The sequence below is a fragment of the Halomonas sp. RT37 genome, from assembly GCF_040070525.1.
In the GTDB taxonomy this organism is placed as follows: domain Bacteria; phylum Pseudomonadota; class Gammaproteobacteria; order Pseudomonadales; family Halomonadaceae; genus Halomonas; species Halomonas litopenaei.
In genome coordinates this window covers 2,591,370-2,618,003 of record NZ_CP098827.1, presented here as the reverse complement: position 1 = coordinate 2,618,003, position 26,634 = coordinate 2,591,370, and the positions used below count along the sequence as shown (strand labels likewise).

Here is a 26,634-nt window from a genome sequence, read left to right as displayed (position 1 = left end):
TCAGCATAGCTGCATTGATAGTGTGCTATATCTCTGATAGCGGCGCGCCGCGGTATCGGGCGCTTGTCGCCCGGGACTGCTGCATGAGCCCCAACGTCTAGGTTGGCTTGATGTGATGCCGCCTGTCGCGTCATTTCATGTTACCAGCCGCAGGGCGGGTGTGCAGTGTCGTAGGCGTGAACCGGGCGCCGCCAAGGCGAGACCATGGCGATGGACGGGCGAAACCGTCATGCGGACGCGCCGGCAGGCTATGCTGAACTTGACCGGCGTCAATGAAAGCACGATTGCGTCCACGACACGCCTTGATCTGGTGCGCACTGGCTGCGTAGTGCGGCCCCGTGTCCCGATCGAGTCCTCTGGATGGCCAGTCTGGCCAAGGTTGCGCCATGTCCTGTCCCCTGTCTGAACAAGACTCCCTGCTCGCCGACAAGTTGCGTTTTCGCCTGGCGCGTCCCACCAGCGCCTATGACGTCCTTGGCTATCGTTGCACGGGGATACCTTGCACCCCGCCAGGCGCGCGCGAAGCGGTCTGGGCCAGGGACGACTACCGTTGTCGCTTTTGTGGCTTTCGCAGCGCCAAGTATCAGCAGGCGGTGACCCTGGGGACTGACAGTCGCAATGTCGATGATATCGTGACGGCCTGTCTGTTCTGTGATCAGGTGAATCGCCTGGATCTGGTGCCTTCCATGCGTTCCGGTGTACTGGTGTGGCTGCCCGGCGTGACCCAGGCGGACCTCAATCGGCTGGCCCCCGTCATTTTTGCTGCGCGCCTCGACAGGCGGCTGCAACTGCGAGCACGCGCCCTGCTGGAGCGTGTGATGGAGGCGCGAGCCGCCGCCAGAGAACGCTTCGGTAGCGACGATCCACTGACCCTGGTCGAGTTGCTGAGAGCGAGGGGAGAGGGGCGAGCGGACGGCCTGATGCAGCAAGGCTTGCGCCTTTTTCCGCTGGATCGGCGGGTCGTCAGTCAACAGGGGCTTTGCTTCAATCAGTTCCCGCAGATTCTGGCGTACTGGCGCTCGAGGAAGGGCCCGCTAGGGGGCGAGCGAATCGCCGAAGCGCTGGCGATGAGCGAATCGCGGCTGATGGCCGGGGGCGGTTCAGATGCCACCGCCTCTTCGGTTCCGTCGTCCTGACGTCCGTAGCTTGGTCAGTCCAGCGGCGCGTGGATGCGCTCGGGCAATCCGGCACCGATGGGTTCGTCATCGAGCATCTCGATGTTGCCGCTGGCGCTCAGCATGAAGCGGGCGAGAAAAAAGGCGTCGGCATAGTAGAGCGTCGCCAGGTAGCGATAGACGTCTTCGTCATCGGCCGGGTCCTGGCGCGGCGCGTGACAGCTTCCGGCGACGATGGCCTGAATATCGGGATGGACCGGGAGCAGCGGATCCTCGAGCGAATCGACAATATAGAAGGGACCGTCCGGCCCCCTGACGAAGAAGCAGAAGAAGCGCAGGTAGCCGAGCGCATTGGCAGCGCAAAGCTGGATCGGCTGGCGAGCGTTCAACTCGTGGATCGGCGGTGCAGTACCGGTCAGCCGGGTCAGCGGGCGCGGCACGTGGTCTCCAGCAGCGCCTTCCTCGACGAAGTACAGCGCCAGGCCCTGCATCCAGTCGGGATGTTGCAGGCGTATCAGGGTGGCGTCGGGGTACCAGGGCAGTCGGCAGGCGTCGGCCACCAGTCTGTTGTCGGCGAGATGCTTTCCATCAATACGGCTGCCGCAGGGCCAGTGGGACTCGACAAATGCCGGCCTGCAGCGCCGCCAGGGGTACTGCCAGGGGTTGCCTTCCAGGGTCGGGGCGAGAGCGCCGCGGGCAATCGCTGGATCGGGGTCCATGTCGTTGGGCGAGGTGCCTGCGCACTGTTCCTGGTCCCCATCCGCCGCAGGGGCGCGCAAGGCCGCCACCGCTTTCTCGATAACCGCGGTGGACTGACCCGCGCCTTCGAGCCAGGCAAGTATCCTGGGGTCGGCCACCGGGCCGTCCTCGAGGGCGCGTCCAGCGTCGTCGCGAGTGCATGTCCGGGTCAGACGTTCAGCGTATACCTGGGCGACGCTGCGTCCATCGCGAGTTCGCATGGCCGCATCGGCGTTTCGCTGAATCAAGGCCAGCGCCAGTGGAAACTGGCCTAGTGACAGCGCGATCAGCACCGGTGCATCGCGGTCACGAGTGGCCATGTCAATATCGGCTCCGGCGTCTGCCAGCACGATAGCGATGTCCTTGTAACCGCCTTCGGCGGCCAGTTGCAAGGCGGTGACGCCTGGCTGTTCTGCGCAGGCATCGACCTCTGCGCCGGCGGCTACAAGCCGTTCGACCAGGGTTTGGTGATTGAACTGTACGGCCAGGTGCAGGGGGTGCCAGCCCTCGGCGTCGCTGGCGTCACAGTCTGCCCCCGCCATGATAAGCGTCTCGACCAGGTCCAGCGCTCCGCCGACACAGGCCAGGTGGAGCAGCGTGGGGGCTAGGGGCGCCTTGGCGCTTCCTCTTGTGGCAACGCCTGGCTCGGTTGCCTGCTCGATGTCCGCCTGCTCGATGACCCCCTGCCCGATGAGCAGGACCTTGGCCGCCTCGCTCGCGCCCTTGAGGCAGGCGAGCTGCAGGGCGCTCATGGCGTGCTTGTCGAGGACATCCACCGATACGCCGCCGAGATCCAGCAATGCCGTGACGACCTCGGCTCGATTGGCCAGGGCGGCCAGGTGAAGCGCCGTGCGGCCATCCGGGGTGGTGGCCTGCATGTCGGCCCCGTGGCGAGCCAGCAGCCTGATTGGCTCGGCATTTCCCCGATCGGCGCACAGGTGCACCAGGTTCCAGCCGGCAAAGGGGCTGCGACCAGGCCAGTGCAATTGGGTGTTCGGGTCGCTGCCGGCGCGTAGCAGTACCTCGGCACAGGCGACATGACCACCGGTCACCGATGCCTGCAGCGCGGTCTGATGGATCGGTTGCTCTGCCTTGGTGTCTTCTCGATGGTCTCTGGCGTCGAGTGTGGCAGTTGTATGGCAGAGCAGGGCCAGGGTATCCGGGTGGCCGTGCTCGGCGGCCAGGTGCAGCGCCGTGCGGCCGTCGCCGATCGCCGCGGCGGGATCGGCCCCGTGCTCGAGCAACAGCTCGGCCACCCTGGTGGCTCCGCGGGCGGCGGCGATGTGCAAGGGGGTGTGTTCGAAGTCGCCGAGCTTGCCTGACGGGACCCCCTTTGCGCCTTCCTTGCGCCAGGCATCCAGCCGTTCCCGGGCGCTGCTTTCCTTGCCCCAGTCCGCGGCGAGCGCGAGGGCACCGAGGTCGGCGCCGCGTTCGATCAGCCAGCGGGCTATTTCCGGATGATCATTGTAGGCGGCCAGGTGCAACGGCGTGGCGTCGTTGGCCAACCTGGCGTCGATCTCGAGTCCTTTGGCCACCAGCGCCTCGGCGGCCTTCACATGATTGCCGCGGGCGGCGAAGTGCAGATAGCTCCAGTGCGTCTGATGGGGGGCTGCCGGGTCGGCCCCGAGGGCAATCAGGTGGCTGATGGTGTCGGCTCGATCGTTGGCGATCGCCTGTTCCAGCGGGGTCTGACGGTTGGCGTTGGTGAGGTCGGGGCTCTGGCCGCGTTGCTGTATCAGGTAGTCGAGCACCCTGTGCTGGCCGGCGAGCGCGGCCAGGTGCATCGGTGTCTGGCCGTGGGGCGCTTGCTGTGCGTCCAGGCTGGCCCCTGCTTCCACCAGTCGCTGCAGGCAGTCGACGGCTCCTGCCTGTGCCGCCAGGTGTACGGGGCGCCAGTGGTCCTCATCGGCGTGGTCAGGATCGGCACCGGCCGCCAGCAGCGGTTGCAACAGGTCGAGGCGGTTTTTCCAGACCGCCCAGAAGGTCGCGGTGCGGCCATCCTTGCGAGGTAGATCGACCGCCTCGGGCCTTCTGGCCACCATTGCCGCGATGATATCGGCGCGCTGGTAGAAGGTGGCCAGGATCAGGTGTGTCGGCTTGCGAGGGCTCTGGGCGACCACCGCAGCAGGATCGGCTTCCAGCAGCAGCAGGGTGAGGCAGAACTCCCGCAGGCGGGCAAGCTCCTTGGTCGTTGGCGGGCCTTCGCCGAGCACATCATGCCAGATCGCCAGCACCCGGGCCGCGCGATCCAGGTAGAGCAGGCGATAGGCGTTCCAGCGCGCGGCGTCCGGCGGGCTGGCAAGACAGTGCTCGGCTTCCCCCACCAGTTGGCGGACGCATTCGCGTACCGGGCGCTCCCGTTCCAGCCACTCGCTGGCCTGGGGCCAGTGGTGGAGTACCGCTTCGTGGACCAGGCGGACACGCCCGTGGCGTTCATCGATCAGCAGGCGCCGCTCGCGCAACGCCCGGGCCAGTTGAAAGGCGTCTGTGGCATCCGCCGCGGGGAAGACCGTGGCGGGTAGCGTAAAATGCTTTTCGCCGACCTGGCGCCAATCCACCAGGCGACGCAGCAGGTCACCGACGACGCTATCCGACCACAGTGCGCCGGACGCCGCCTTGGCCTGCTCGAAGGCCTCATTGGCGAGTTGGGTGATGGCGCCTTCGATACTGTCGTGGCCCTCGGCGTTGGCGGTGTCCAGTACCCACAGGGGGGGCTCCCGCTGGCGGTCGCCCCCGTCGGGGGTACGAAGGTGACCGGTGGTCTGGAAGGCCTCGGAGCCAGACGCGCTCTCGGTGAAACCTGCTGTGGCGCTGGTGCCGAGCCCCTGGATGTCGTTGTCGGCCTGGCGGTCACCACTGCGGCCAAAGCTCGTGGTGATAGCGTCACCCAGGGACGCCGAGTCAGCGATGGTGGCTTCCTCGGCAAGCCGCAGGCCGTGCTCGTAGAGATTGCGCAGCGCCAGTGACAACAGCGGCAGCAGGCTGTCCTGGGCGTCGCCTCGACCATGATGGCCGCGAATCCGCTGGATATTGTCCTTGAGCCGGGCTACCAGGGCGTCGCTGATGGCCAGGCGTCCGGTCAGCCGGAAGGGCTTGCGAATGATTTCGTCGAGACTGTTGTCAGGAGGAAACGACATCCTCGTTACCTGGCCAGTGGCATGGAGTTCGTTGAGCAGACTGTCGCGCTCCACCAGCTCCTGACGGTTTCCCTGGAGGGTGACAAAGATGCCCAGACGCGAGGCCAGGGCGCGGCATGAATGGGCCGCGTGGAGCCACTGCACCAGCGGATCCCAGAACTCGGCTTCCTGCTGTTCGCCATACAGAGCGTCGACGATCTCCTCGAACTGGTCGAACCCCAGCAGCAGACGAGGAGGTCGAGCCAGGCGCGTGGTGGCGGCGTCCAGCAGCAGACACAACTCCTCGTTCAGGGCTTCGATACGCAGGTCCGTTGACGTCCTTCCCAGCAGACGGCGAGCTCGCCTGGCAGTTGGTTCATCGCACCAGCCGGCGCCTTCCAGGCGTTTCACGATGGCGTCGAAGAGCATCGTCAGCACGCATCTGTCGCCACTTCCTGCGTCCGTGGCTCGGCTATCCGGGGCCAGGTCGGAAGGGCGCAATATGCAATCAAGGCAGCGATGATCGGCGCTGTCCGCTACCAGGGCTCCGATGATGCCGGCACGCAGGAACGACGACTTGCCCGAGCCGCTTCCGCCCTCGACCCAGACCACAGGGACCCGGTCCTGCTGGTTCCAGCGCTGCTTGAGTTCCTCTCTCAAGGTGCTTCGCTGGTCGGATCGCCCGCAGAAAAGCGCGTGGTCCCCGACGTCGTAGGACTCCAGACCCTTGAAGGGGTCTCGGTCCGACGCCGTCAGGGCCAGGTTCAGGTCCCGCTCCATGAAACGTCGCAATTCACCGATAAAGGCGTCCTGAGAATCGATGACACGAATGACGTGGCCGCGACGTTGCACGAAGGCCACCAGATTGATCAGTTGCTTGAGCTGCTGGGTGCGGTCTTCCAGTCGCCTGGTGATGCAGGCCGAATCCGTTCCGCACTTGTCCTGGCATTCATGAAAGTGACGATAGTTGCCCCAGGCGGCTTTCAGTGGCTCGGTGGTGTCCAGCAGGTCCCTCGGCCCGACCAGACACAGCAGCAGTGGCAGTGCGCGAGATCCTGCCGATGCCTCCTGACGCTGTCGCTCGCGGTAGGCCAGGGTGGCCAGCAGTTCAAAGGTGGAACCGGTAAGGGCGAATCCACCACGGTCGGCCCAGGCGTTGTCCCAGGGAATCACCAGGCCTGGGGTATCGCCGCCGTCGTCGGGCTTCATGGGATCGAGGACCCGCAGGTCATCGATGGGGTGATGGCTTGCCAGAGGGCTACCGACCTTTTCACCGAAAAGGCAGATCACCCCTCTGCAGAGGGGATCCGAGGGGTGGGGAATCTGCTGCTGGGCCGGCACCGCATCATCGAAACCGTCTTCGGCGGTATCGACCTCCCAGGCGTAGAGCCGAAGGCCGTGATCGTCGGCGGCCTGGTGATGCAGCGTCTCGATCTCGTCCCTGCAGGCGCGGCGCAGGTAGGCCACGTCACCGGGTGACGCAAGAAAGATGCTGGGGTGTTCCAGCGACGGAAAGGTGTTTCCAGATGAACCGGCTGTCCCGGGAGGGGGGAGGTCGGTCGCTGTGGCGCTCGGGGGCTCGCGGGAGACGTCGCTCATGGGCTGGGTCCTGTCCCGGGCGTCAGGCCCACTGCGCCAGCAGTCGATCCAGGAAGGCAGGATCGACCACCGGTGGTGGCGTAGGCTTTGGCCGTGCCGGACTGACTCTGCGCAGACGACGTTGCGGACGCAGCGCCTGGGGCATGATCTCTCGGCTGCTGTCGTGCAAGGGGTTGCGGTCGAACTGGCCACGAAACAGCGGGTCGCTGCGGTATTCCGGTCGCCTGGCCAGGCGTGCCTCGTCGCCGGCGATCAGCAAAAGCATCTCGTCGAAATCCAGGTCGAGCAGCTCCTCCGGGCGCGGGAAGCCGGTCAGGGTCGCCAGGTCCATCGCCGCGTTCATGTTGGGTACGCCAAAGGACTGCACCACCCGACAGTTGTTGAGCATGGTCTGCCAGTCCTGGGGATACAGCTGACGCAACTGGCTCATGTCCTGCCAGAAGCTCCAGGTCTGCAGGCCGTAGCCGCGCAGCAGGGTGATGGCCTGTCGCAGCTGCGGCAGAGGGCCGAGCTGGGGCGCTTCGTCGAGCAGGAACAGGGTGCGCAGCGCTGGCGCCCGGCGTCGGCGCACCACCGCCGCGATCAGCACGCCGATCCACAGTCTCAGCAGGCGGCCGTGGGATTCGAGCTTCTCGGGGGGAATCACCAGGTAGATCGACACCAGTTCCCCGCGGGTGACGTCATCCAGCGAAAAGGTGGAGTCCTGGGTAGCCTCCAGTACCGCTTCGCCGCGCAGGAAGCCGAGACTGTTCTGGGCGAAGGCCATGTAGCCGGCCAGGGTGGTCTCGGCCGGCAGGGTCAGACTGGCGGCGGTGGCTTCCAGGTCCGGATCCTGCATCTGGCGCATGCGCTCGGCCAGCTTGGCCAGCTCTTCGGTGTCCTGGCTGACCATCTTGCGTAGCTTGCCGAGCAGCCCCTTGCGCTGTTCCGGCTGGCTGCGGATCAGGTAGAGCAGCAGACCATTGAGCACCTGCTGGGCGCGCTGCAGCCAGAAGCGGTCACGGCCGTCGAAGCCGTGTGACTCCATCATCAGCTCCGACAGCATGGCGATGTCATCGAGCTCGGTGCGTGAATTGGGGATGACGATGTCGGTGGGGTCCAGCCGATCCGCCGGCAGGTCGGTGATGCCCATGGGGTCGAGCACGATGACCCTGTGGCCCATCTGGCGGCGACGACGGGCGGTCACCGCCGCGTTCTCGCCCTTGGGGTCGACCACGATCACCGGCCCCGGATAACGCAGCAGGGTGGGGATGATGCAGCCGGTTCCCTTGCCCGAGCCGGTGGGGGCAATGGTCATCAGATGGCCGCTGCCCTCGAACAGGATCGGATCGAGTTGCTCCTGGTTCGCATTGGTGGTGGGTGCCCCGATGCGGAAACCGAACGGCTGATGAGGCTGGCCCTGCTCCAGCGACCAGCCCACCAGCAGACCGTCCCCCTCCACCGATGACGGCAGGCGACGAGGGGGCAGAGGCGAATCATCCGGTACCAGGGTCATGGTGTGCGGTCCTCGTGGGCAGGCAAGGGGGCTCAGCGCAGGTAAGCTGATTCAGGGCAGGCGCACCGCGCCGATAAAGCGTTCCAGTCGCAGCGGCAGATCGTCGAGCAGGGTGCGGTCCTCTTCCATGTGGACCTCGCCGTCGCGCAGCACCGTGAAGTCGCAGTCCCACAGCGAGCGCCCGTAGACCACCGGTACCTGGATGTGCCAGGCGACGACCGGACTGTCGACGTCGCTGTTGAGTGAGCGCTGTTCAGCCAGATCCCCGCTGTGCAAGGTCATGGGGGCTGGCGCGTCGGCTTCGTCGTTGGCGCATACCACACGGGGGGGATAGCTCACCTTGGACAGCGCCTGACGGACCGCATCGAGCGCCTGAGGCGGCGGATCGGCATCGACCCAGGGAAAATAGTCAGCGGATTCCAGCACGCGGAAACGGCCGCTTTCGGCGCCTCCGATGATGAAACCGGTGAACAGGTGCAGGTATTCCAGCGCCGCGGCCGGGGAGGTGGCGGGGTCGCCATAGACACTGTTCAGTCGAAACAGCGCCTTGCTGGTCAGGTCCAGCGGCCAGACACCGCTCTGGCCATAGATGAAGGCGAATAGGCCGGGGCCTTCTTCGGTCTCCAGCAGGACGTCGCAGAGCAGATGACGGCGATAGCACAACAGTGGCATGGCGCGGATCGCCAGTGCGGTGAAGCACTCGCAGGTGGGCCGGATATCGCCGGCGAGCTGGGCCTGGGTCAGGTCCAGCAACAGCGGCAGACTGTCCTCGGGGGACAGCGTCTTCCAGTCCCCCGGGACGGGCGGCACGCTGGGAAAGGCCTGGTCTGCAGGCGTGAGGTGCTTCTCGAGAAATGTCTCCCAGCGATCTCGGTCCATGCAGGCCTCCGCCTGTATTGGGGCTACCGCTTCAGAAGCCCCGGTGGTGCAGCAGGGGCCGGGGGGCTGTCTTCACCCTAGATAGGCGCTGTCGTCTTGGCAACGGCTTCGGCGCCAAACAGAGCGTCAAAAAACTGGTTCTTCGTGATCATGAATTCCGTGCCAAGGCGGAGCAAGTCAGCCGCTATCTTCTTATAGATAGGAGAGGTGAGGCGGGAGGCCATCGACGATGGCGTGTGACCCTGAATCGAAACAGTGCCTGAGCGAGCGCGAGCCCGCCGGCTTCGGTGGCGGGGAGAACCTGTATCAGGTGCTGGAGACCTGGGGCACGCTGAGCGCTCTGTTGCTGGTGCTGCTGTTGTTGGTGCTGGTGCTGCAATATCGCAGGCGCTGGCTTGGTCGTGTTCCGCAGTTTGCTGCGGCAATGGTGCTGATACTCGGCAGTTATCTCGCGACTCACGTGGATGACGGCCCGGGGTTGACCAACGTCTATCGCACCTTGCAGCTGTTCGCCGGCCAAGCGGATTGGACGAGCACTCTGTTGGCGCGTGCTCACGGTGAGGGTCCGCCAGACAGGCTAATACATGGGGTTCGACTGCTCGGCCTGTTGGCCACGCTGTCGCTGGTGTTGGCGCTGTTTCGCAATTGCCACGGAGTCCTGTTGGAGGCTACCGCCAGAATCGTCCATGGCAAGGGGCGCGTCGTTGTCTGTGGTCTGGGTGAGCTAGGAATGCAGTTTGTCGAATCCTACCACCGCCAGGGACAGGCATTGCCCTTGTTGCAGCGCTTGCGACACCGCAGCGGGCTGGTGGTGATCGAGCAGGATGCCTCGAATCCCGGTATCGACTGGTGCCTCGATCGCGGCTATCTGGTGTTGGTGCGCGACGTCTTTGATAGCAAGATTCACCAGCGCGCCTGCATGGGGCGTGCTCGAACCATTCTGCTGACCCTGCCCGATGATACCCGCAATATCGAGCTGGCCATTGCCATTCGCAATGGGTGCTTCACACAACGGCCATCGTCGAACGATCCCAATGACAGCCGCACCATACTGATGGTGCACGTGGACGATATTGCCCTGGCGCGTCGGGCTGAAGATGCCAGTCGGCTGTCGCTGCAACAGAGCGTCAGCCTGCGTTTCTTCAATCTGTTCGAATCCAGCGCGCGTCAGGTGTTGGCGAAGCACGGACCGGACATCTACGCTCGGGTCGCCGACGCCGATCGAATCCACATCGCCCTGTACGGCGACAATCCCATGGCCGAGGCGTTGATCATTCACCTCTTGCAGCTGTCTGCCGCGATGCGGCATGGCGGTGCCTCGCTGTGCATCAGCCGTTTTACGCGAGAACCAGGAGACGCCTGGCCGGATTCACTGGCCGAACTGCCGGCGCGCGAGGAGCTTGCCTCCTGGGTGGAGTTTCGACGCTACCCTCTGGAGGATGCGTGTCGGGTACCGAGGGCAGGCCTCACCGAATGCGCGCGTTTCGCCGGGACTCCTCCGACACAGCACTTTGTGTGCATCGATGATGACAGCCTGTCGGCACGGCTTGCCCTGGCACTAAGGGGCGAATTGCTATCCCGTGAGCCGCTTTGCGTCAACGCAGAGATCCGCCCATGGAACGCCCCCGTCTTTGTCAGGCTCAAGAGGCGTCAAGGACTCGCCAGGTTGTTTGATGTCATGACTCGGTGTCAGGCAGGGACTCGTCAGGGCGACGCCAGGCGCTACGAGATACCCGATGGCCTGACGCCCTTTGGCATGCTCGACGAGGTCATGAAGTGGGAAGCGCTGGTCAATGAGCGCCGCGACAATCTGGCTCGAACCTTCCATGAACAGAGCTACAGCCCGATGGCAGCAGCGCCAGGCAATGTCTGGAAAAAGCAGACCAACGTGGGGTGGGAGGAGCTTAAGATATTCTTCAAACGCTCCAGTCGAGCCCAGGCCGACCACGTACCGGTCAAGCTGCGGGCACTCCACTGCGTCGCCTCAGAGCCTTCGGTGGTACTGACACCTGACGACGATGGTCACAGGCAACAAGGGCGGAGCGAGGCAAAGAGCATGATCGAGAGGGCCGAAAAGGACGCCCGGATCAGCTCGGAGCCGGTCTGGGGCCTGGCGTTTGAGCCTGAGCATCGTCGCCTGCTGGTGGCCTTCGATAGCGAGGGCGAGGCCTTGCCGAGCAATGTCATGCAGTGGGATCTGCCCCACGGGCAAAAGCACCAGGCAAACTCCTCGCTCAAACCGTGCGAGGACTGGAAGTCGGACGGTGAGCAACGAGTCGAGGCAGGGACAGATCTTCGTCTCGATCGACTTGCGGAATCCTGGGTATCAGCCTGCTTTCGCCTTGGCGTGGTGGACAAGGGTGGCCGGCTATCGTCGCCACGCGAGGGAGAGCTGCAGGTGGAGACTCCCGATGGTGGACAACAGTGTATCGTGCTGGAGCAGGGGGCGCGGCTGACGGCGCTGGCGCTGCTGGTGGAAGAAGGTGGCGATTGGTGGGTAGCCATTGGTCGAGCGAGCGGTGCTGTAGAAATCGAGCGTGGGCCATCGCGACCCGCCCACCTGATACTGGGCAGCCCCTGGCAGCGCTTGCTGCTTTCGAGGCGCCCACAGCCGGTGGACCACCAGGATGCGACGGAGACGGCCTTGACGCCCTGGGAGCGACTGTCGCGAGTCGAGCATGATCGCTGGAACCTCTTTCACTATCTGAATGGCTGGCGAGGCGGGAGCCCGCGCGTCGATCCGGCCCGTGTCCACGACAACCTGGTCTCCTGGGACGACTTGTCGGATCAGACCCGGGGTTACGATCGCAAGGGCATCGTCCAACTGCCGATGCTGCTGGCCGAAGCCACAGGTCACCAGCAGACGGTATGTCGCTGTATCCGAATCGGTGTGACGGGAGGTTTTCGTCACCCCCGGGATCGTCTGACCCAGGACAGTGACGTCAGACGCCAGTGGTGCGAGCGACTCGGCAAGGCGACCCTTGATCGGGAAGAACGCCGTCAGCGACGCAAGCAGTCGGGGAAGACATCAGTTGTCGATCTCAAGCCGTTGTTGGATCGAGCCGCCTCGATTGCCGCTGGTATGCCGATCCGTTACGAGATCCATAGTGCACTCACCGAGGGACCAGAGCGTGAGTTGACCGGCTATCTGATCGACGCTTTGGACGCTGATCTGATGCTGGTGCTGCCGCTGCCCTTCGACATTCTGTACCAGGACTTCGCCGAGGATGACAAGCAGCGCCTGGAGTCGGTGGAAGAGTATTGCGCCATGGCGGCCAGGGCGACGCGTCATCTGGAAATGCCACTGCGCTTTGGCAATCTTGAACGGTTGGGTCATCGCCGTGACAAGGAGGAGCAAAGGTGCCCGTTGTACCAACAGTACCAATTGGCGGATGCCTGGCTACTTCAGTATTGCGACATGGTGGTGGTAGCAGATGACGACCGCTGGGCCAGGCTGGAATCGCTCTCTAGCGATTTGCCCGGGAAGGCTCAATGGAAAAGCCCACAATCGATTTTACATGGTGGTCTTTTGCACGAAAGCAATCTTCTCAAGATGAGGTTGCTTGAATAAGTAATGAGCGGTCGAGAGAGGTAAAAATTTTGGATATATCGAATCGCTAAATTTACTGCGTTTGTCGACATGGAGGCTCGTGTGTGTTTAGCGAGCCATGATTGATGGGTGGTGTCGACAAGAAAGAGAGGAAATACAAAATTTCCAACAGGAAGATTTGTTACAACAGTCGCATTCTAGAATGTATTTTTGTTCTGAAGTGTATGGCGACAGATATAAGATGGCAAAAAATCGGGAAGGAGGAGGTATGCCAATTAAAAACATCATGCCGAGAGAGGCAGGACGTTCTCGGGCGGATAACGATCAGCTTTTCATTTCTTATTCCCGAGATATGAAAGACTATATGGAAAGGGTGCGCGACACGTCCAGTGCGAAACTGCAGCGGGCGGCGCGGCATAATTTTATCGAAGCTATGGAATGGCGAACCTGGATCGAGGAACAGGGGATTGATCAACTAAAGACCTATCAGGAAAATATTCTACGTCCCTCCGATCCGCGATGTATAGGCGTTATCTGTCTGCTTGGCGAAAGGATTGGTGAACCGTTATCGAATTTCCAGTGCCAGCCCATGCCTGATTTTACGTTATGGACAGAGACCAATAATGTATATCGCTACCGACTCAAAATGCCGGGTGATTGGCCTTCCGAACCCAAAGAGCAACAAGATCTCGTAGATCAAGGGTGGTATCCGCTCACAGGTCCTGTCTTTGAGGTTCTCGACGCTTGGCAGAGTTTTAAAGACAAGCCAAATGAAGAAATAAGCCGACTATTTGTCTGTTATTTTAGTGATTCTCCTGTATCCTGCGACAAAGATGAAGGAGTGTGCCTTAATGGTAGAAGTTGGTACAGCGAAGAAAGTAAGGAAATACTCGATAAAACAGATGATCATGAAAAGCAGATTAAGTGGACAAAAGATGTTTATATGGTTCAGACTGGTGCTTTGATCAATTTTATCAAGGCATTTTCTGAAAGAAGTCTTCCTCTACATTGTTTTCAAAGCTTTGATGAGGCTGGTGGGGAAATCAGCAAGTTCGTCAAGCGATTGACCCCCGAGTCAGCATCATTTGAAAATCCCTATCGAGGACTGGACTACTATGATATGGATGATCCTTGTCCACTGCCGGGTAGAAGCCATAGGGCCGTCGATGAGGCATTAAAGATTAGATGTTTTTTAGACGATGGTAGAGCCTATTCGGTTCGCATTGTAGGAGAAAGTGGTTGCGGCAAGTCTTCTTTTCTCCGTCGAGGGCTACTGGCGGAACTGGCAGGCAACGGAAAGGACAGGAGGAACCCTTTTCCTGTCGTAGCGGTACGCCCAGGCGATCTTCATGATAGTACGGGTCGCCCCGATGCCAACGTGCTTGAGAAATTCCTGGACCAGGTCACAATCAGATACCCGTTATTTGGAGGACAGCTTGCGGAAGCGAGACTTGAGGGACGCCTTGTGGGGCCTAGAGCACCAACGGTAGTGACGAATATTATCGAAGAGGCGATTAAACATAATTTTGGCGGAAAACCTCTGGTCGTTGGGCTGGATCAGTTTGAAGAAATTGTCGATGATCTGGCAAATGCGGAAAGGCGGCCTTATGCTGATTTTTGGGGTCCTTTTCTGGCTTTTATCGAAGAGGCAACGAAGCGCGGAGTGGTCTGTTGCCTCTACACCATCGAGAAATTGAAAGTAGACTATCTTGATTCTGAAGCGAACATTAGTCATTCACCCAGTTTAATATCAATTCCGACGGTATTTTTGAAGCCCGGAGCGACTATCCGTTTATCAAGCGGTGACGAATTCCTGACGGAAGTCATAGAGAGCCCGTTTCTTCCAGATATTCAGTTGGATGGAAAAATAACACGGAGCCTGATTGATTCGTTTGGAAACTACAATCAGAAGCATGGCCATCTATCGTCACCACTTCCTTTGCTATCGCTGCTGCTTGAGCAACTTTATGAAAGGGCGCAGTCGTTGGTCGGAGCCGGGTTGGTCGAGCAAAAAAACACCGAAAATGAAGGCGGAGCGTCTCCGTCATTGTGGAGCCGATTTCACGGTGCGGACCACTTTATTAGCTATGAGGAAGTAAAGGATTACCTGGACCTTGACAATGAAGTTGGGCTGTTGGTTGAGCAGGCATTGCCCGGTGAAGCCAAGTCTTTTAACGCCGAGTTGGTAGAAGATGAGAAGGTTCAGCGACTCGCTGACCTGAATTTCCTGTTCAAACCACTTGTCGGCCTATCGAACTCCGTCGAAGAATCAATAACGCTGCGCGCCGTGGGCGACGGAGGTAGCAGGGATTTTCGCGACAGGATCAAGGCGCTCGCAGATGTCAGACTCGTCGTCAATGAAAGCAACGGTCTGAAACGCTTCATTCATCAGTCAGTTATCCGGCAATGGCCGCTGGCAAACGAATGGCTGAAAAGCTATGCAGACGAACTTGAACTGGACAGGCGGTTTCGTAGGGATTCACTGACCTGGCGGGAAACCCGAGGAGATAAAAAAAATCCGCAAGATCGTGAATCCATTCATGAAGCCGCTGTTGTTCTATACGGTTATATACGATACTGGCCGTTTATCTTAGATGATGATATGACGGAAGAAGATCGTGCATTGAAGAACTACTGCCAATCGCTTCTGTCCAGAAGTGATGCGCCAAAGACGCCGGTCGAAAGGGGCGGGAAGGTCTTTGCAACTTACGCACATATCGCAGCAATGTACGGAATGGACGACACCCTGGAAGAATTTATACGAAGGTGTCCAGAATGTATAGAATGCCGATCGTGGAAAGGGCGAAAGGCACTGGATGCCGCCGCCTGGACGAGTAGCAGCACTGTCAGGATGTTGCTAAGACATGATCACCATCCATTAAATACTGACGTGAATGGATGGCCGACAATAGCGGCCCCCATATGGCAAAAAAACCTGGATATCTTTGAGTTACTTTTACCCAATTATGAAAATGCGGGGTGGGACAGTCTTTCAGGGCCGGATGGTACGACGATGCTTCATATTGCCGCTCTGAGGGGGGCATCAAGAATCTGTAAACGACTCATGAGCATTCAGGGATTCGATCCTGAAAAGCTTCGTGATCGCAAGGGTTTTACACCGTTGCATTACGCAGCCATGACAGACAAGACTGACACTTTCGAGATTTTTTGTCACTGTTTGCCCATTAATGCTATTTCAAACTTTGATGATACCGTGCTTCATATGGCAGCGGCACATGGATCTATTAAAGTTGTTGAAAGAATAAAGAGATTCCCGAGCTTTAGCGGCCAGTTCGAGGCCAAGAATAAAGCGGGGAAAACGCCTTTGATGCTTGCCGCCGAAAATCGTCATGCGGCGGTGGTTGCCTTGCTCGCTCCGGCCTGTGATGTCAATCGACAGAACAGTAATGCGGTCAACATTCAAGAGAAGGATTGGACCGCATTGCATTATGCCTTGGCAGGTGCGAATCGAGAATTTTACACGGAGAAAAGAGTAGCGTCAGGTCAGGATGTAAACAAGGAACCCGAAACCAGAGCCTCACGACAAGCGGCATTGCGTACTGTAAAGGCTTTGTTGGATTCATGCCCAGATATAGATTTTAGCATAAGAACAGAAGATGGCATCCATGTCTTGGAAAGAGCAAAGTTCCTTCCGCTCGTTCGGCGGTATCTTATGACGAAGATAGTAGGGGCATTGCCAGACGGTAGTTCGGTATTCAACCATATGATCACGACGGGTGATCGAAGGGGGGTCGAATCTCTTCTGGCAGGAGGAGAGGTCACGGATGGAGCTTCGGGAGAGAATAAACAACTTTCATTGGAATTGCTGATTCAACATGGAATGGGTGATATTGCCGTTAGACTTATGAAGCTGTCTAAATTTGACCCTTGGGAAAGGTATGGCGTAAGGTCCAATGGCCTTGTCGCGGCGATCTACGCGAGATCATCCTGTATATTCGATCTGATCGTTGATAAATGGAAAGCGAAAGAACATCCCGGTAAAGGCGGGTTTAGCCATCTATTGAATCAGGCGGTCATAGCCACTATCCGCACCGGTCAAACATCACGCTATTTATCGGTGCTGTTGGAAATGGGCGCGCGCCCTCTCTATAAGCAAAAAAATACCAAACGTACGTTGCTGCATACCGCTGCCATGTATGGAGACCTCATTGCCTATCAACAACTGGTGGAGGCTTGCGACAAGGAGGCACCGACCGACGAATGGGGGTTGACGCCGGGTGATCTTGCGCCTGAGACATTGCAGCACGAATTTGAACGCGCTCCTGATCCTGTCGACCTTCCCGCGGAGCAGAATGATGAATTGCATGAGGCTAAATCCCTGTTCGAGGAATTGGCCGATCTGGCAAGGCGAGGTAACGTCGAGGCGCTGCGAGTGGAACTTGAGAAACTGAGTGAAATCGAGGTCGATGACCTCGTTGATGAGTATGGGAGGAGGTTGACAGACCTCGCGCCAGAGAGCTGCATTGATGTTATCGAATCCATGATGAAATATCCAAGGTCTAGAGGAACATAATAATGTCGCTATTGTTCTGTAATGAGGACTCATGGAAGAAGGTTGGCTCAGATATCGTTGACAGTATCCTGGAGAAGGAGGCGCCTATCGATCTTTTGCCTTGGCGTGACTCACAAATTACCTGTTGGCGAAGGCAGTTACCATTTTATGATGACATGTTTCTGCTAAGCCTTGTCTGTGACGACTGGAAAGACCAGACAAGAGTCTGCTTTCTGGAGCATGCGGGTGGTGCGAGGCTCAGGCTGAACGGAGATTCGGCACCGATTCATCAAGCCAATGCCGAGGCCAGCCTGCGTCTTGACGAGGCAAATGTGGTGGACTATCTGTCATTCTTCTGCTTCTTTGTTCGAGGCGATGCCGGGCCCTTCTATGTGCTAGAGCGCAAAGACGATCCCCTGCTACCAGCGGACTTCTGGTCAGCCACCAAGGAAGGGCGAGGGGAAGGTCCGACTCCAGATGCGCTCTACCGGCCTCCCCGTCTCCATCGATCCGATGAGGCGACCAGCAGTTTTTTGCTGTCCACTCTGATCTTTTACGGAAACGCGCTGTTCGCTGCTGATATGAAAGTATTTTTTCGCGGAAACATCGAGATGATCAATGACGACCCATTGATCGAGAAACTGCCGGTCGCTTGCAACTTTCCGCTGAAGGTAGTGCCGACCGTTCATTGAATTGACGGTTCAGGAGTGGCGGAGCGCCGCAAAGTGGGTGCCCGCCACTGAAAAGCCTCAAGGTGCTGGAAGCGAGGGCTAGAACTCGTGCCTAGGCGCTGTCCGAAAAGTCGACGAGCGAAGGTTAGACAAGGCAAAAATCGGTGAGAAAGCGCAGTTTACGGGGTGTAAATGAGCATTTTGACCGGGCTGGCGCACCAGCCGATTTTTAACGCCGTATTACCGAGTGCAGGCACTTTTCAGACAAGCCCTAGAATCCGGGTACCAGTTCCCGCTCGCTGTAAATCATGCTCCAGACCTTGAGGTCGTCGGCCATCGTCAGCTGCAGCTGACCGAGCAGACGACGGACCACGGGGCGCTCCGGTGTGTTCAGGCGAGAGGTCAGCTTGCTGCCCAGGCGCTTCAGGCGTTGACTCATGCGCCGGGACTGCTGAGCGGCGGCACGTAGATCGCCGGTGGCGCGGATGCCGAAGATAGCCGCGCCCAGCACCGGCAGAAAGCCGCCGAGCAGAGTGGCTACGGGCTTGTAGAGCTCCGCCGGAAGTGCCGGACCGTTGAGGTAGACCAGATAGCACACCAGATACAGGACGCCACTGGCCAGCGTCAGCCAGAGCGCCCCCTTCGCCAGGTACTCGAGGCGATCGTCCTGAGTCTCCAGGCGCTCGGCGGTTTTTTGGTGATAGCCGATCTGGCCGTCGATCTCTTCGTGCAGGGCCACGTCCAGGGCCCGCCTGAGGCTATCACCGGAGACGACGGCGTCGGGTGGGCCGATTTCCCGCAGTGAGCAGCGCACGTACCAGGGAATCCAGTCGAAGCGACCGTTGTCCACCGGCGGCTCGGCGGCGCCGACGGGTGAGGTACCGATCAGCAGCGATAGCCGTGCCGGGCGGATCGCCTCGGCCAGGCTGCGGTAGGCCAGCCAGCGGCTCTGCCACTGCCCACGACGCCCGAGCCAGGTGATGAACAGGATGCTGGCGATGATCGCAAGCTCCATGCTGACCAGCAGCGCCTTGACGCCCTTGCTGTCCCACGCCAGCACCGCCAGCAGACCCACCAGCACGGCGAGCGCTGCCAGCAGGAAGTTGGTGGTGTAGGCGCTGCGAAAGCGGTGAGCGTAGTCGATGGCGCGATTGTCTGCGGCGATCCAGCGTTGTCGCAGGCGCTGGTCCAGGGTCGCCTCGTAGCTATCACCGCCAAGATGGTGTGCGGCTCTGAGTGTTTCCTTCCAGGCTCCGCTGCGTTCACGTTCAAGCCCCAGGTCGACCGATGTGGCGAAGGGTATGTCGCGCACCAGCAGGGCGCGCAGCCACTCATGAACACAGTGACGGGTGCGCGGCCGTGGGGTCTGGCGGGCAAAGTCGCCAAGGCCCTTGAGCGGGCAGCTGGCGTCGTCGGGGCCGCGGCCCAGCAACAGCAGCTGTTCGAGTCGGTCGTTCAGTAGCTGGCTGATGTCACCTGGCGTCAGGGCTTTCCAGTCGCCGTCTTCCAGGGGCTCGACGACGTGCTCTCGGGGGACCCACAGGTGCAACTGGCCCTGCAGGTCGAGCCACAGTGTGATCAGGCCACGCAGGCGTGCCTCGTCGATGATCTCGGCGGTACCTCCACGCCCTCGTGAGGGCTTGCCGTCCCATACCGCCAGCAATACGTCGGAATGCGCCAGCACCAGATGGCCGGCCGCCTCGTAGCCGGCTTCCCGCTGATCGCCGGGCTCGCCGAGGTCGAGTTCGGTACAGCTGGTCACCGCCGGATGCTCGAACCAGCGCCAGTAGTCGGCCAGGGCGTCGCCATCGAAGTCGTCGGCGTATTGCCGACGTCGAAAGGGCAGGATCAGGTTGATCTCGTAGCCACGTGAGGCCGCCGCCTCGGTGACCAGCCGGTCGGCTCCCTCGGCGATGGCGCTGGCCAGTCGCATGCAGGCAGGCTCATCGGCATAGAGGCCGGGTTCGGCCTGTGCTCCCAGCCGGCGCGTCTCGGTGGCGAGGCGTTCGAGTATGTCCTGAGCCGCCTTGCCCAGCGCATCATGGTCGGCCTCCGCCAGGTCCTTGGGGCGGTGCCCGGTCACGCCCACGCGCAGGGTGAGTCGAGGGGCAAGATAGGCATTGTCGGTCACGGCGTGTCTCCGGGCTCGTCGAAGGGATCCTCTGGGGATCGCGTCGTGGCTTACTGGAGCATAGGTGAGGTCGCCTCGTTTCGCCGGCCAGCGAGTCTGACGGCAGGCTGCTGGCGTCCAGGGCGAGCGTCTGCGGGACCAGGCTCAGGCCGGTGATGTCAGGGCGATGCAGGATAAGTCCCAGGTCCTGTGGGTAGGCGCCATGATCTTCCGCACACGCCTGCAAAGCTCCCTTGCACTGGTGCCTCTTCATGGCCGACGTTGGTGGAGCATCGACCAAAGTCTCGTCGTCACTTCCTTGCATGGGCCAGTGGGGACAACTAGATTCAGTCTCGGTGGTATGACACGTATACAGTCGCGCAGGCATGGAGCCTGTCGATTCGATTGCGTGCATCCACCTTGCACACTCCACACGCCACAAGAGCCCGGGAGAACAACAAGATGCGCCCCAATCACTGCCAGCCGCCCGCCCGCTTCATTCGTCGTAGCCTGATCGCCGCCATGGTCGGCGTCAGTCTGTCGGCGGCCGCCCAGGCGGAAACGCTGACCTTCGCCCACGTCTACGAGACCTCGGAGCCTTACCACGAGTGGGCCGTCTGGGCCGGCGAAGAGATCGAGAAACGCACCGATGGCCGCTACTCGGTGGAGGTGCACCCAGCCTCTTCACTGGGCAAGGAAGCCGACATCAACGAGGGGCTGAGCCTCGGCACCGTCGACCTCATCTTTACCGGCAATCAGTTCGCCGGCCGTTCCTACGGTCCCATCGGCATCGCCGGTGCGCCCTACATGTTCCGCGATTTCGATCACTGGCAGGCCTACGTCGACAGCGACCTGTTCGCCGAGATCGCCCAGGGCTATGAGGACGCTACCGGCAACGTGCCGCTGGCGATGAACTACTACGGCAAGCGCCACACCACGTCCAACGAGCCGATCAATACGCCGGAGGACATGCAGGACCTGAAGATCCGCGTCCCCAACGCGCCGATGTACATGATGTTCCCCGAGCAGGTCGACGCCAATCCCACGCCGATCGCCTTCGCCGAGGTCTACCTGGCCCTGCAGCAGGGTGTCGTCGACGCCCAGGAAAACCCCCTGCCCACGATCAAGGCCAAGGCCTTCTACGAGGTTCAGGACGTCATCAACCTGACCGGTCATATCACCGACTCCCTGATCACGATTGCCGGCGGTCCGCTGTGGAATCGCCTGTCAGAAGAGGATCGGCAGATCTTCCGTGACGTCTATGAAGAGGCCGGCGAGAAGATCACCGCCGATATCGTGCAGCAGGAGCAGGACCTGGTGGCCTGGTTCGAGGAGCAGGGCGTCACCGTCAACGAGGTCGACACCGCACCGTTCCGCGAAGCAGTGATGCCGGCTCACAACGGTGACGCGGCGACCTGGGACCAGGAAACCTACGATCGCCTCCAGGCTATCGGCCAGTAAACGACGGAGGGGAGGGCGCCGTGCGCCCTCCCTCGGGAGATCCTTCATGACCCGATCTGACGTGAGTGACCCTGGCGTCGAACACGAGACCACCAGCGCCTTCGAGGTGCCCGATGACGACGACCGGATCCGGCCGGGTGACTACGGCATCGAGGACTATCTGACGCTGGTGGTCTTCTGGCTTCTGGCGTTGGACGTCTTTGTTCAGTTCTTCAGTCGCTACGTGCTCGGCAACTCCATCGCCTGGACCGAGGAGATCGCCCGCTACCTGCTGGTAGCGGTGGGTTTTCTCGGCAGCGCCATGGCCGCCCGCAAGGGCTCGCATATCGCCGTGGAATTCTTCTATCGCTACCTGTCGGAGCCCACCGCCCGGGTCATGTGGACCCTGGTGGATCTGGTGCGTATCGCCTTTCTCGGCATGCTGGCCTGGATCACCTGGCAGCTGGCCCAGCGCACCAATTCGATGATGGTGTCGGTGGACCTGCCCAAGAGTCTGCTCTATTACGTGGTGCTCTTCGGGGTGGTGCTGATGCTGGTGCGCTCGATCCAGCTGGCGGTGCGTCACTGGCGCACCGGCGAGAGCGAATTGATGTTTCGCGACGATGACGACTGAGCGCCACGAACAAGGAACAACCCCATGACTGAAGCAATGATCAGTGCCCGGCGCGGATCGCCAGTGCCTCCGGTGGTGGCGGCACTGGCGGTCGTCGGCTGCATCGCGCTGGCGTTTTTCGAGAACTACCTTTCGTTTCTGTTTGCCGCCCTATTTACCCTGCTGGTCTGCGGGGTGCCCATCGCCATCAGCCTGGCCGGCTCCTGCCTGATGTACGTTCTGCTGACAGGACGCGTGCCCGACGTGGTCGTGGTGCACCGCATGGTCAACGGCATTGACAGCTTCCCGCTGCTGGCGATCCCTTTCTTTATCCTCGCCGGCAACCTGATGAACAACGGCGGCATCACCACCCGCATCTTTGACTTCGCCAAGGCGCTGATGGGTTGGATGCGTGGGGGCCTGGGCCACGTCAACGTCGGTGCCAGCATTGTCTTTTCGGGGATGTCCGGTGCCGCCGTGGCCGATGCCGGTGGCCTCGGCACCATCGAGATCAAGGCCATGCGCGACGCCGGCTATGATCAGGAGTTTGCCGTAGGCATCACCGCAGCGTCCTCGACCATCGGCCCAATCATTCCGCCAAGCCTGCCCATGGTGATCTACGGGGTGATGGCGTCGGTCTCGGTGGGGCAGTTGTTCGCCGCCGGCCTGGTGCCGGGCCTGCTGATGGGTCTGACGCTGATGGTGATGATCACCTGGCTGTCGCGGCGTCGCGGCTACAAGCGTGACGCGCGGTTCTCGGTCTCGGTGCTGGGCAAGACGTTCTCGCGGGCCTTCCTGTCGCTGCTGACCCCGGTGATCATCGTCGGCGGCATCGTCACCGGTGCCTTTACCCCGACCGAGGCGGCGATCGCGGCGGTGGTCTATGCGCTGATTCTGGGGGGACTGGTCTACCGTACCCTGACCTGGCGGCGACTGTTGAAGGTCAGCATGGAAACCATCGAGACCACCGCGGTGATCCTGTTCATCGTTGCCGGCGCCTCGATCTTCGCCTGGATCCTGACCAGCAACCAGGTCACCCAGCACGTCATGGGGCTGCTGGGACCCTTCCAGGACAATCCCATCGCCGTGCTCCTGATCATCAATCTGGTGCTGATCGTGGTGGGCTGCTTCATGGAGACCATCGCCGCCATTACCATCCTGGTGCCGGTGCTGCTGCCGGTAGCGGTGGCCTCCGGGGTGGACCCGGTGCACTTTGGTGTGATCATGGTGCTCAACCTGATGATCGGCCTGTTGACCCCGCCGGTGGGCATGGTGCTCTACGTGCTGTCGCGGGTGTCGCATATCTCCTTCGAGAAGTGCATGCGCGGCACCCTGCCTTTCCTGATCCCTCTGGTGGTGGCGCTGTTGCTGGTGACCTTCATTCCGGCGATTTCGCTGTGGTTGCCGACGCTGGTCTACCGCTGAGTCCCGGGTCGCCGCTGCGGCGGTGACGCGGTATGGCCGAGTCAAGGCGGCGCCGAGCGATCGGCGCGCGCCTTGCGGCCCTTATCCCCCTCACAAGGAATCCCCATGAGTGCCAGTCAATACGAGGCCTGTCGGGTCGATTACAAGGATCTGCATCGCTTTATCGAACAGGCGCTGGCGGCTGCCGGCGCCGATCAGGCCTCCCGGGAAGCGGTGGCCAAGGCGTTGGTCACGGCCTCGCTGATGGGCACCGACAGCCACGGCCTGAGGCTATTGCCGCACTACCTCAACGCCCTGCAAGGCGGGCGGATCAAGGGCAGCCCGACGCCGAGCATCAAGCAGCGTCTGGCCGGCACTGCGGTACTGGACGCCGATGATGGCTTCGGCCACCTGGCCGGGTATCGGGCCATCGATCATGCCGTCAGCATGGCCCGGGAGGTCGGCATCGGTGCGGTGGCGGTCGGCAACTCGTCGCACTTCGGTGCCGCCGGCTGCTACGCCCTCGCCGCGGCAGAGCAGGGCATGCTCGGCATGGCCTTTTGCAATTCCGATCCGTTCGTCCTGCTCCACGGTAGTCAGCGGGCCTTCCACGGCACCAATCCGATCGCCTTCGCTGCACCGGTGGCCGGCGAGGATCCGTATCTGCTGGACATGGCCACCAGCTCGGTGCCCATGAATCGGGTGCAGCAGTATGCGGCCATCGGACGGCCCTTGCCGGCGGACATCGCCGCGACCAGCGACGGCAGCACGACCACCGATGCCCGCCAGGTCAGCGCCTTGTTGCCGGTAGGTGGCGCCGGCTTCGGTTTCAAGGGGGCCGGGCTCGGTGGCATGGTCGAGGTGCTGAGTTCGACCCTGGCCAACATGGTCCACGGTTTTCGCCTGCTGCCGATGGGCGGGCCGGACATGTCGACTCCGCGCGGCGTCGGCCACTTCTTTCTGGTGATGGACCCGGGCGCCTTCGAGGAGCGCAGCGCCTTCGAGCGTCGCCTGGCCGAGTACCTCAAGGATCTGCGCGAGATGACGCCGGTAGAGGGTCAGCGGGTGCTGGCGCCGGGGGATCGCGAGTGGCAGACCCGCGATGAGCGCAAGCAGACCGGCATTCCCCTGGACCATGCCCAGCGCGATCAGTATCGCCAGATCGCCGAGCGCTTTGCGCTGACGGCGCTGACCGAGCACTGACCGAGCGCCGTCGAGGCTTGGCCTGGCCCGGGGGGTGAGTGTGCCGCAGTGACGCCTTGCTGCCCAGGGGGTGCGCCTTGCAGTACCATGTGCGCCGTGTCCCGGAGACGCTCCGGGTGATGGATCGAGGGAGACCCGCGTCGATGAGCAAATATCGGGTGGAGCGCAAGACGCTGTCCGAGCAGGTGGCCGAACAACTGGAGGCTGAAATCCTCGAAGGGCGGCTGGGCGAGAATGATCAATTGCCGTCCGAACGTGAATTGATGGAGCAGTTCGGGGTCGGGCGCCCGGCGGTGCGGGAGGCGCTGTTCTACCTGCAGCAGCTAGGCTTGATCGCGATCAACAGCGGCACCCGGGCACGGGTTATCCGGCCCACCGCCGAGGCCGTGATGGCGAGGCTGTCCGGGGTCACCCGGCAGTTGTTGGCCAAACCCGAAGGGCAGCAGTACTTTCAGGAGGCTCGGGCGCTTTTCGAGGTCGCGCTGGCCCGTCAGGCGGCGCAGCACGCAAGCGATGACGAGATCCAGGCGTTGCGCGACGCTCTGGCGCATCAGCGTTCGGTGATCGGCGATGAAGCCGCCGTCAAGCGGGCCGATAACGACTTTCATGGCGTCCTGGCGAGTATCGGGCACAACCCCATCTACGACGCCATCCATCAGGCACTATCCGAGTGGCTCGATGACCGTCGCGCCCTGGCGCTGCAGCAGCCCGGGGAGGACCTGGCTGCCCTGGAGGCCCACACCGAGATCGTCGAGGCCATCGCCGTCCGGGACCCGGAAGCCGCCGAGGCCGCCATGCGACGGCACCTCGATCGTCACTACGGCACCTATATGCAGCTCAAGCAACGCCTCAAGGGTCGCCAGGACGACGCCTGAGCCTGAGGGAGCGGAAGCACCCGTGCTGCACCGGGCAATGAGAACGGCCTTGGGCCAAGGGCGTGAGCCGAAGCCATACGCCGCCGCCGGATGACATCCGGCGGCGGCGTGTTATTGAAGGGTGCCTTGTTTGAGTGAGCCGCCAGCCTGGCCAGGACGTTGTCAGGTCGAGGACAGGGACGAGGTCGACGCGGAAGCCGTCGAGGGGAAAGCGCTGGCCAGGCGTGGTACGTCCCGACCCTGGCGGGCGGCCATCTGTACCACCGGCGCCAGCCTTCGCTCCAGCTTCTGGGGATGATTCTGGGCGATATCGGCCAGTCGGTGGTCCAGCCATGGATTGCGGAAACGATCCAGAATGCTGTCGACGTAGTCCTCGAGTTCCATGCCCGGAAGTTCCTGATCGAGTACCGGTACCACCTCCTGGCGCAGCATCTTCTCCAGTTCGTCTCCCAGGCGGGGGTCGTCTATCGCCTGGCGAACCAGTGTCACCTCCTCGCCGAGACCGAGATCCATGACGCGAGCGACCAGCCAGGTATGAGCCAGGTTCAAGAGGTGTAGCTTGCGACGCTCGAAGGGACGGATATCGTCGACCAGATGTACGTCCGGGTGGGAGAACGGCATCACCAGCCCGGGCGTTTGCTGAATCGCCCAGAGGCCATAGGGCTCGGCGACGGCGCCCACCGGATCCAGCTCGGCGGAGACGATGCGGTCCACCAGGGTCACCGCCCACACGCAGTCCCGCTCGAGCCATGCCATGAAGCCATCGTCGTCGTAGTGGGCCTGTGCCAATTCCAGGATGACGTCCTTGAGCTTGAGGGCGTTGTCGGTCAGCAGCTCGCATGGCAGCAGGGTGACGCCGGGACGGCCGGCGTCGAAGCGGGTCTTCAACAGGTGCGTCAGCTTGGCGGGGAAGCTCTCGGGGCAGTCCCGCCGTGGGCCATCGCCCGCCGGGACCTGATAGCCCGCCTCGGAGGTGTTGGAGACCACGTGAGTTACCTCATCGCGAAAACGCCGCTCCACTTCGGCCCAGGCTTCGCTGGCAACCAGCGCGGTGGTGATGCTGTCGACCTGATGGGTGGTATCGATCAATTCGCCATCACGTCGGCCGCGCATCCTGACCGGGTAGAGCGGGTCCCGGGCCAGGGCGTGGGCCTTGGTTCGCCCGGCCGCACGGTCCGAGCTCTGTACCGCAATGATACGGATATCACTGCCGTGTTCGTCCCGGGCCTGGCTGGCGAACAGGTCGACGTGGGCCAGCAGAAAACGGCCGATGCCGAACTGCATCAGGGTGACGGTGGTTGCGTTTTGCATGT

The 26,634-nt window shown here is 61.5% G+C and carries 14 protein-coding genes; 9 read left to right on the top strand and 5 right to left on the bottom strand.

All coding sequences use genetic code 11. The features are described from left to right. Positions 1-386: 386 nt before the first annotated feature. A complete protein-coding gene (locus tag NFG58_RS11005) occupies positions 387-1,136 on the top strand; it encodes a hypothetical protein (RefSeq protein WP_348826485.1) in 750 nt (249 codons plus the stop codon). 14 nt (positions 1,137-1,150) lie between these two features. On the opposite strand, the gene NFG58_RS11000 is transcribed toward NFG58_RS11005, so the two are convergent. The 3 genes from NFG58_RS11000 to NFG58_RS10990 are packed head-to-tail and all read right to left on the bottom strand — an operon-like array spanning position 1,151 to position 8,942. Beyond that, positions 1,151-6,568 (bottom strand): ankyrin repeat domain-containing protein, encoded by a 5,418-nt coding sequence (locus NFG58_RS11000; RefSeq protein WP_348826484.1) that lies wholly within the window; start codon positions 6,566-6,568, stop codon positions 1,151-1,153. A 22-nt stretch (positions 6,569-6,590) separates the two neighbouring features. Further along, positions 6,591-8,063, bottom strand: coding sequence for a type IV secretory system conjugative DNA transfer family protein (locus NFG58_RS10995; RefSeq protein WP_253551639.1), 1,473 nt, complete (start codon positions 8,061-8,063; stop codon positions 6,591-6,593). Between the two features lie 51 nt (positions 8,064-8,114). Next, a complete protein-coding gene (locus tag NFG58_RS10990; protein WP_108133175.1) occupies positions 8,115-8,942 on the bottom strand; it encodes a hypothetical protein in 828 nt (275 codons plus the stop codon). Positions 8,943-9,171: 229 nt separating this feature from the next. Between NFG58_RS10990 and NFG58_RS10985 the strand changes: the two genes are divergently transcribed. The 3 genes from NFG58_RS10985 (at position 9,172) to NFG58_RS10975 (ending at position 17,697) form a co-directional block, all read left to right on the top strand. Beyond that, positions 9,172-12,513, top strand: a complete 3,342-nt coding sequence (locus NFG58_RS10985) for an NAD-binding protein (protein ID WP_348826483.1) — start codon at positions 9,172-9,174, stop codon at positions 12,511-12,513. 247 nt (positions 12,514-12,760) lie between these two features. Then, on the top strand, positions 12,761-17,026 hold the full coding sequence (locus NFG58_RS10980; RefSeq protein ID WP_348826482.1) for an ankyrin repeat domain-containing protein: 4,266 nt from the start codon (positions 12,761-12,763) through the stop codon (positions 17,024-17,026). A gap of 2 nt (positions 17,027-17,028) precedes the next feature. Continuing rightward, positions 17,029-17,697, top strand: a complete 669-nt coding sequence (locus NFG58_RS10975; protein ID WP_348826481.1) for a hypothetical protein — start codon at positions 17,029-17,031, stop codon at positions 17,695-17,697. A 250-nt stretch (positions 17,698-17,947) separates the two neighbouring features. Here NFG58_RS10975 and NFG58_RS10970 read toward each other — a convergent pair whose 3' ends face one another. Further along, positions 17,948-19,807: a hypothetical protein gene (locus NFG58_RS10970; protein ID WP_348826480.1), complete on the bottom strand. Its 1,860-nt coding sequence runs from the start codon at positions 19,805-19,807 to the stop codon at positions 17,948-17,950. A gap of 441 nt (positions 19,808-20,248) precedes the next feature. Here NFG58_RS10970 and NFG58_RS10965 point away from each other — a divergent pair, with 441 nt between their 5' ends. The 5 genes from NFG58_RS10965 to NFG58_RS10945 all read left to right on the top strand — a co-directional run bounded on the left by NFG58_RS10965 (position 20,249) and on the right by NFG58_RS10945 (position 25,321). After that, complete coding sequence (locus NFG58_RS10965; protein WP_045995038.1) at positions 20,249-21,247, top strand: sialic acid TRAP transporter substrate-binding protein SiaP; 999 nt, start codon at positions 20,249-20,251, stop codon at positions 21,245-21,247. 46 nt (positions 21,248-21,293) lie between these two features. Continuing rightward, positions 21,294-21,860: a TRAP transporter small permease gene (locus tag NFG58_RS10960; RefSeq protein WP_052704549.1), complete on the top strand. Its 567-nt coding sequence runs from the start codon at positions 21,294-21,296 to the stop codon at positions 21,858-21,860. A gap of 24 nt (positions 21,861-21,884) precedes the next feature. Next, positions 21,885-23,264 (top strand): TRAP transporter large permease, encoded by a 1,380-nt coding sequence (locus NFG58_RS10955; protein WP_045995039.1) that lies wholly within the window; start codon positions 21,885-21,887, stop codon positions 23,262-23,264. A gap of 105 nt (positions 23,265-23,369) precedes the next feature. Further along, entirely contained in the window at positions 23,370-24,446 is a 1,077-nt protein-coding gene (locus NFG58_RS10950) for an Ldh family oxidoreductase (protein WP_108133180.1), read from the top strand. Between the two features lie 143 nt (positions 24,447-24,589). Beyond that, positions 24,590-25,321 carry an FCD domain-containing protein gene (locus NFG58_RS10945; RefSeq protein ID WP_348826479.1) on the top strand — a complete coding sequence of 244 codons (732 nt, stop codon included), beginning with the start codon at positions 24,590-24,592 and terminating at the stop codon, positions 25,319-25,321. Positions 25,322-25,483: 162 nt separating this feature from the next. Here NFG58_RS10945 and NFG58_RS10940 read toward each other — a convergent pair whose 3' ends face one another. Continuing rightward, complete coding sequence (locus NFG58_RS10940) at positions 25,484-26,632, bottom strand: mannitol dehydrogenase (RefSeq protein ID WP_348826478.1); 1,149 nt, start codon at positions 26,630-26,632, stop codon at positions 25,484-25,486. Between the last annotated feature and the right edge of the window lie 2 nt (positions 26,633-26,634).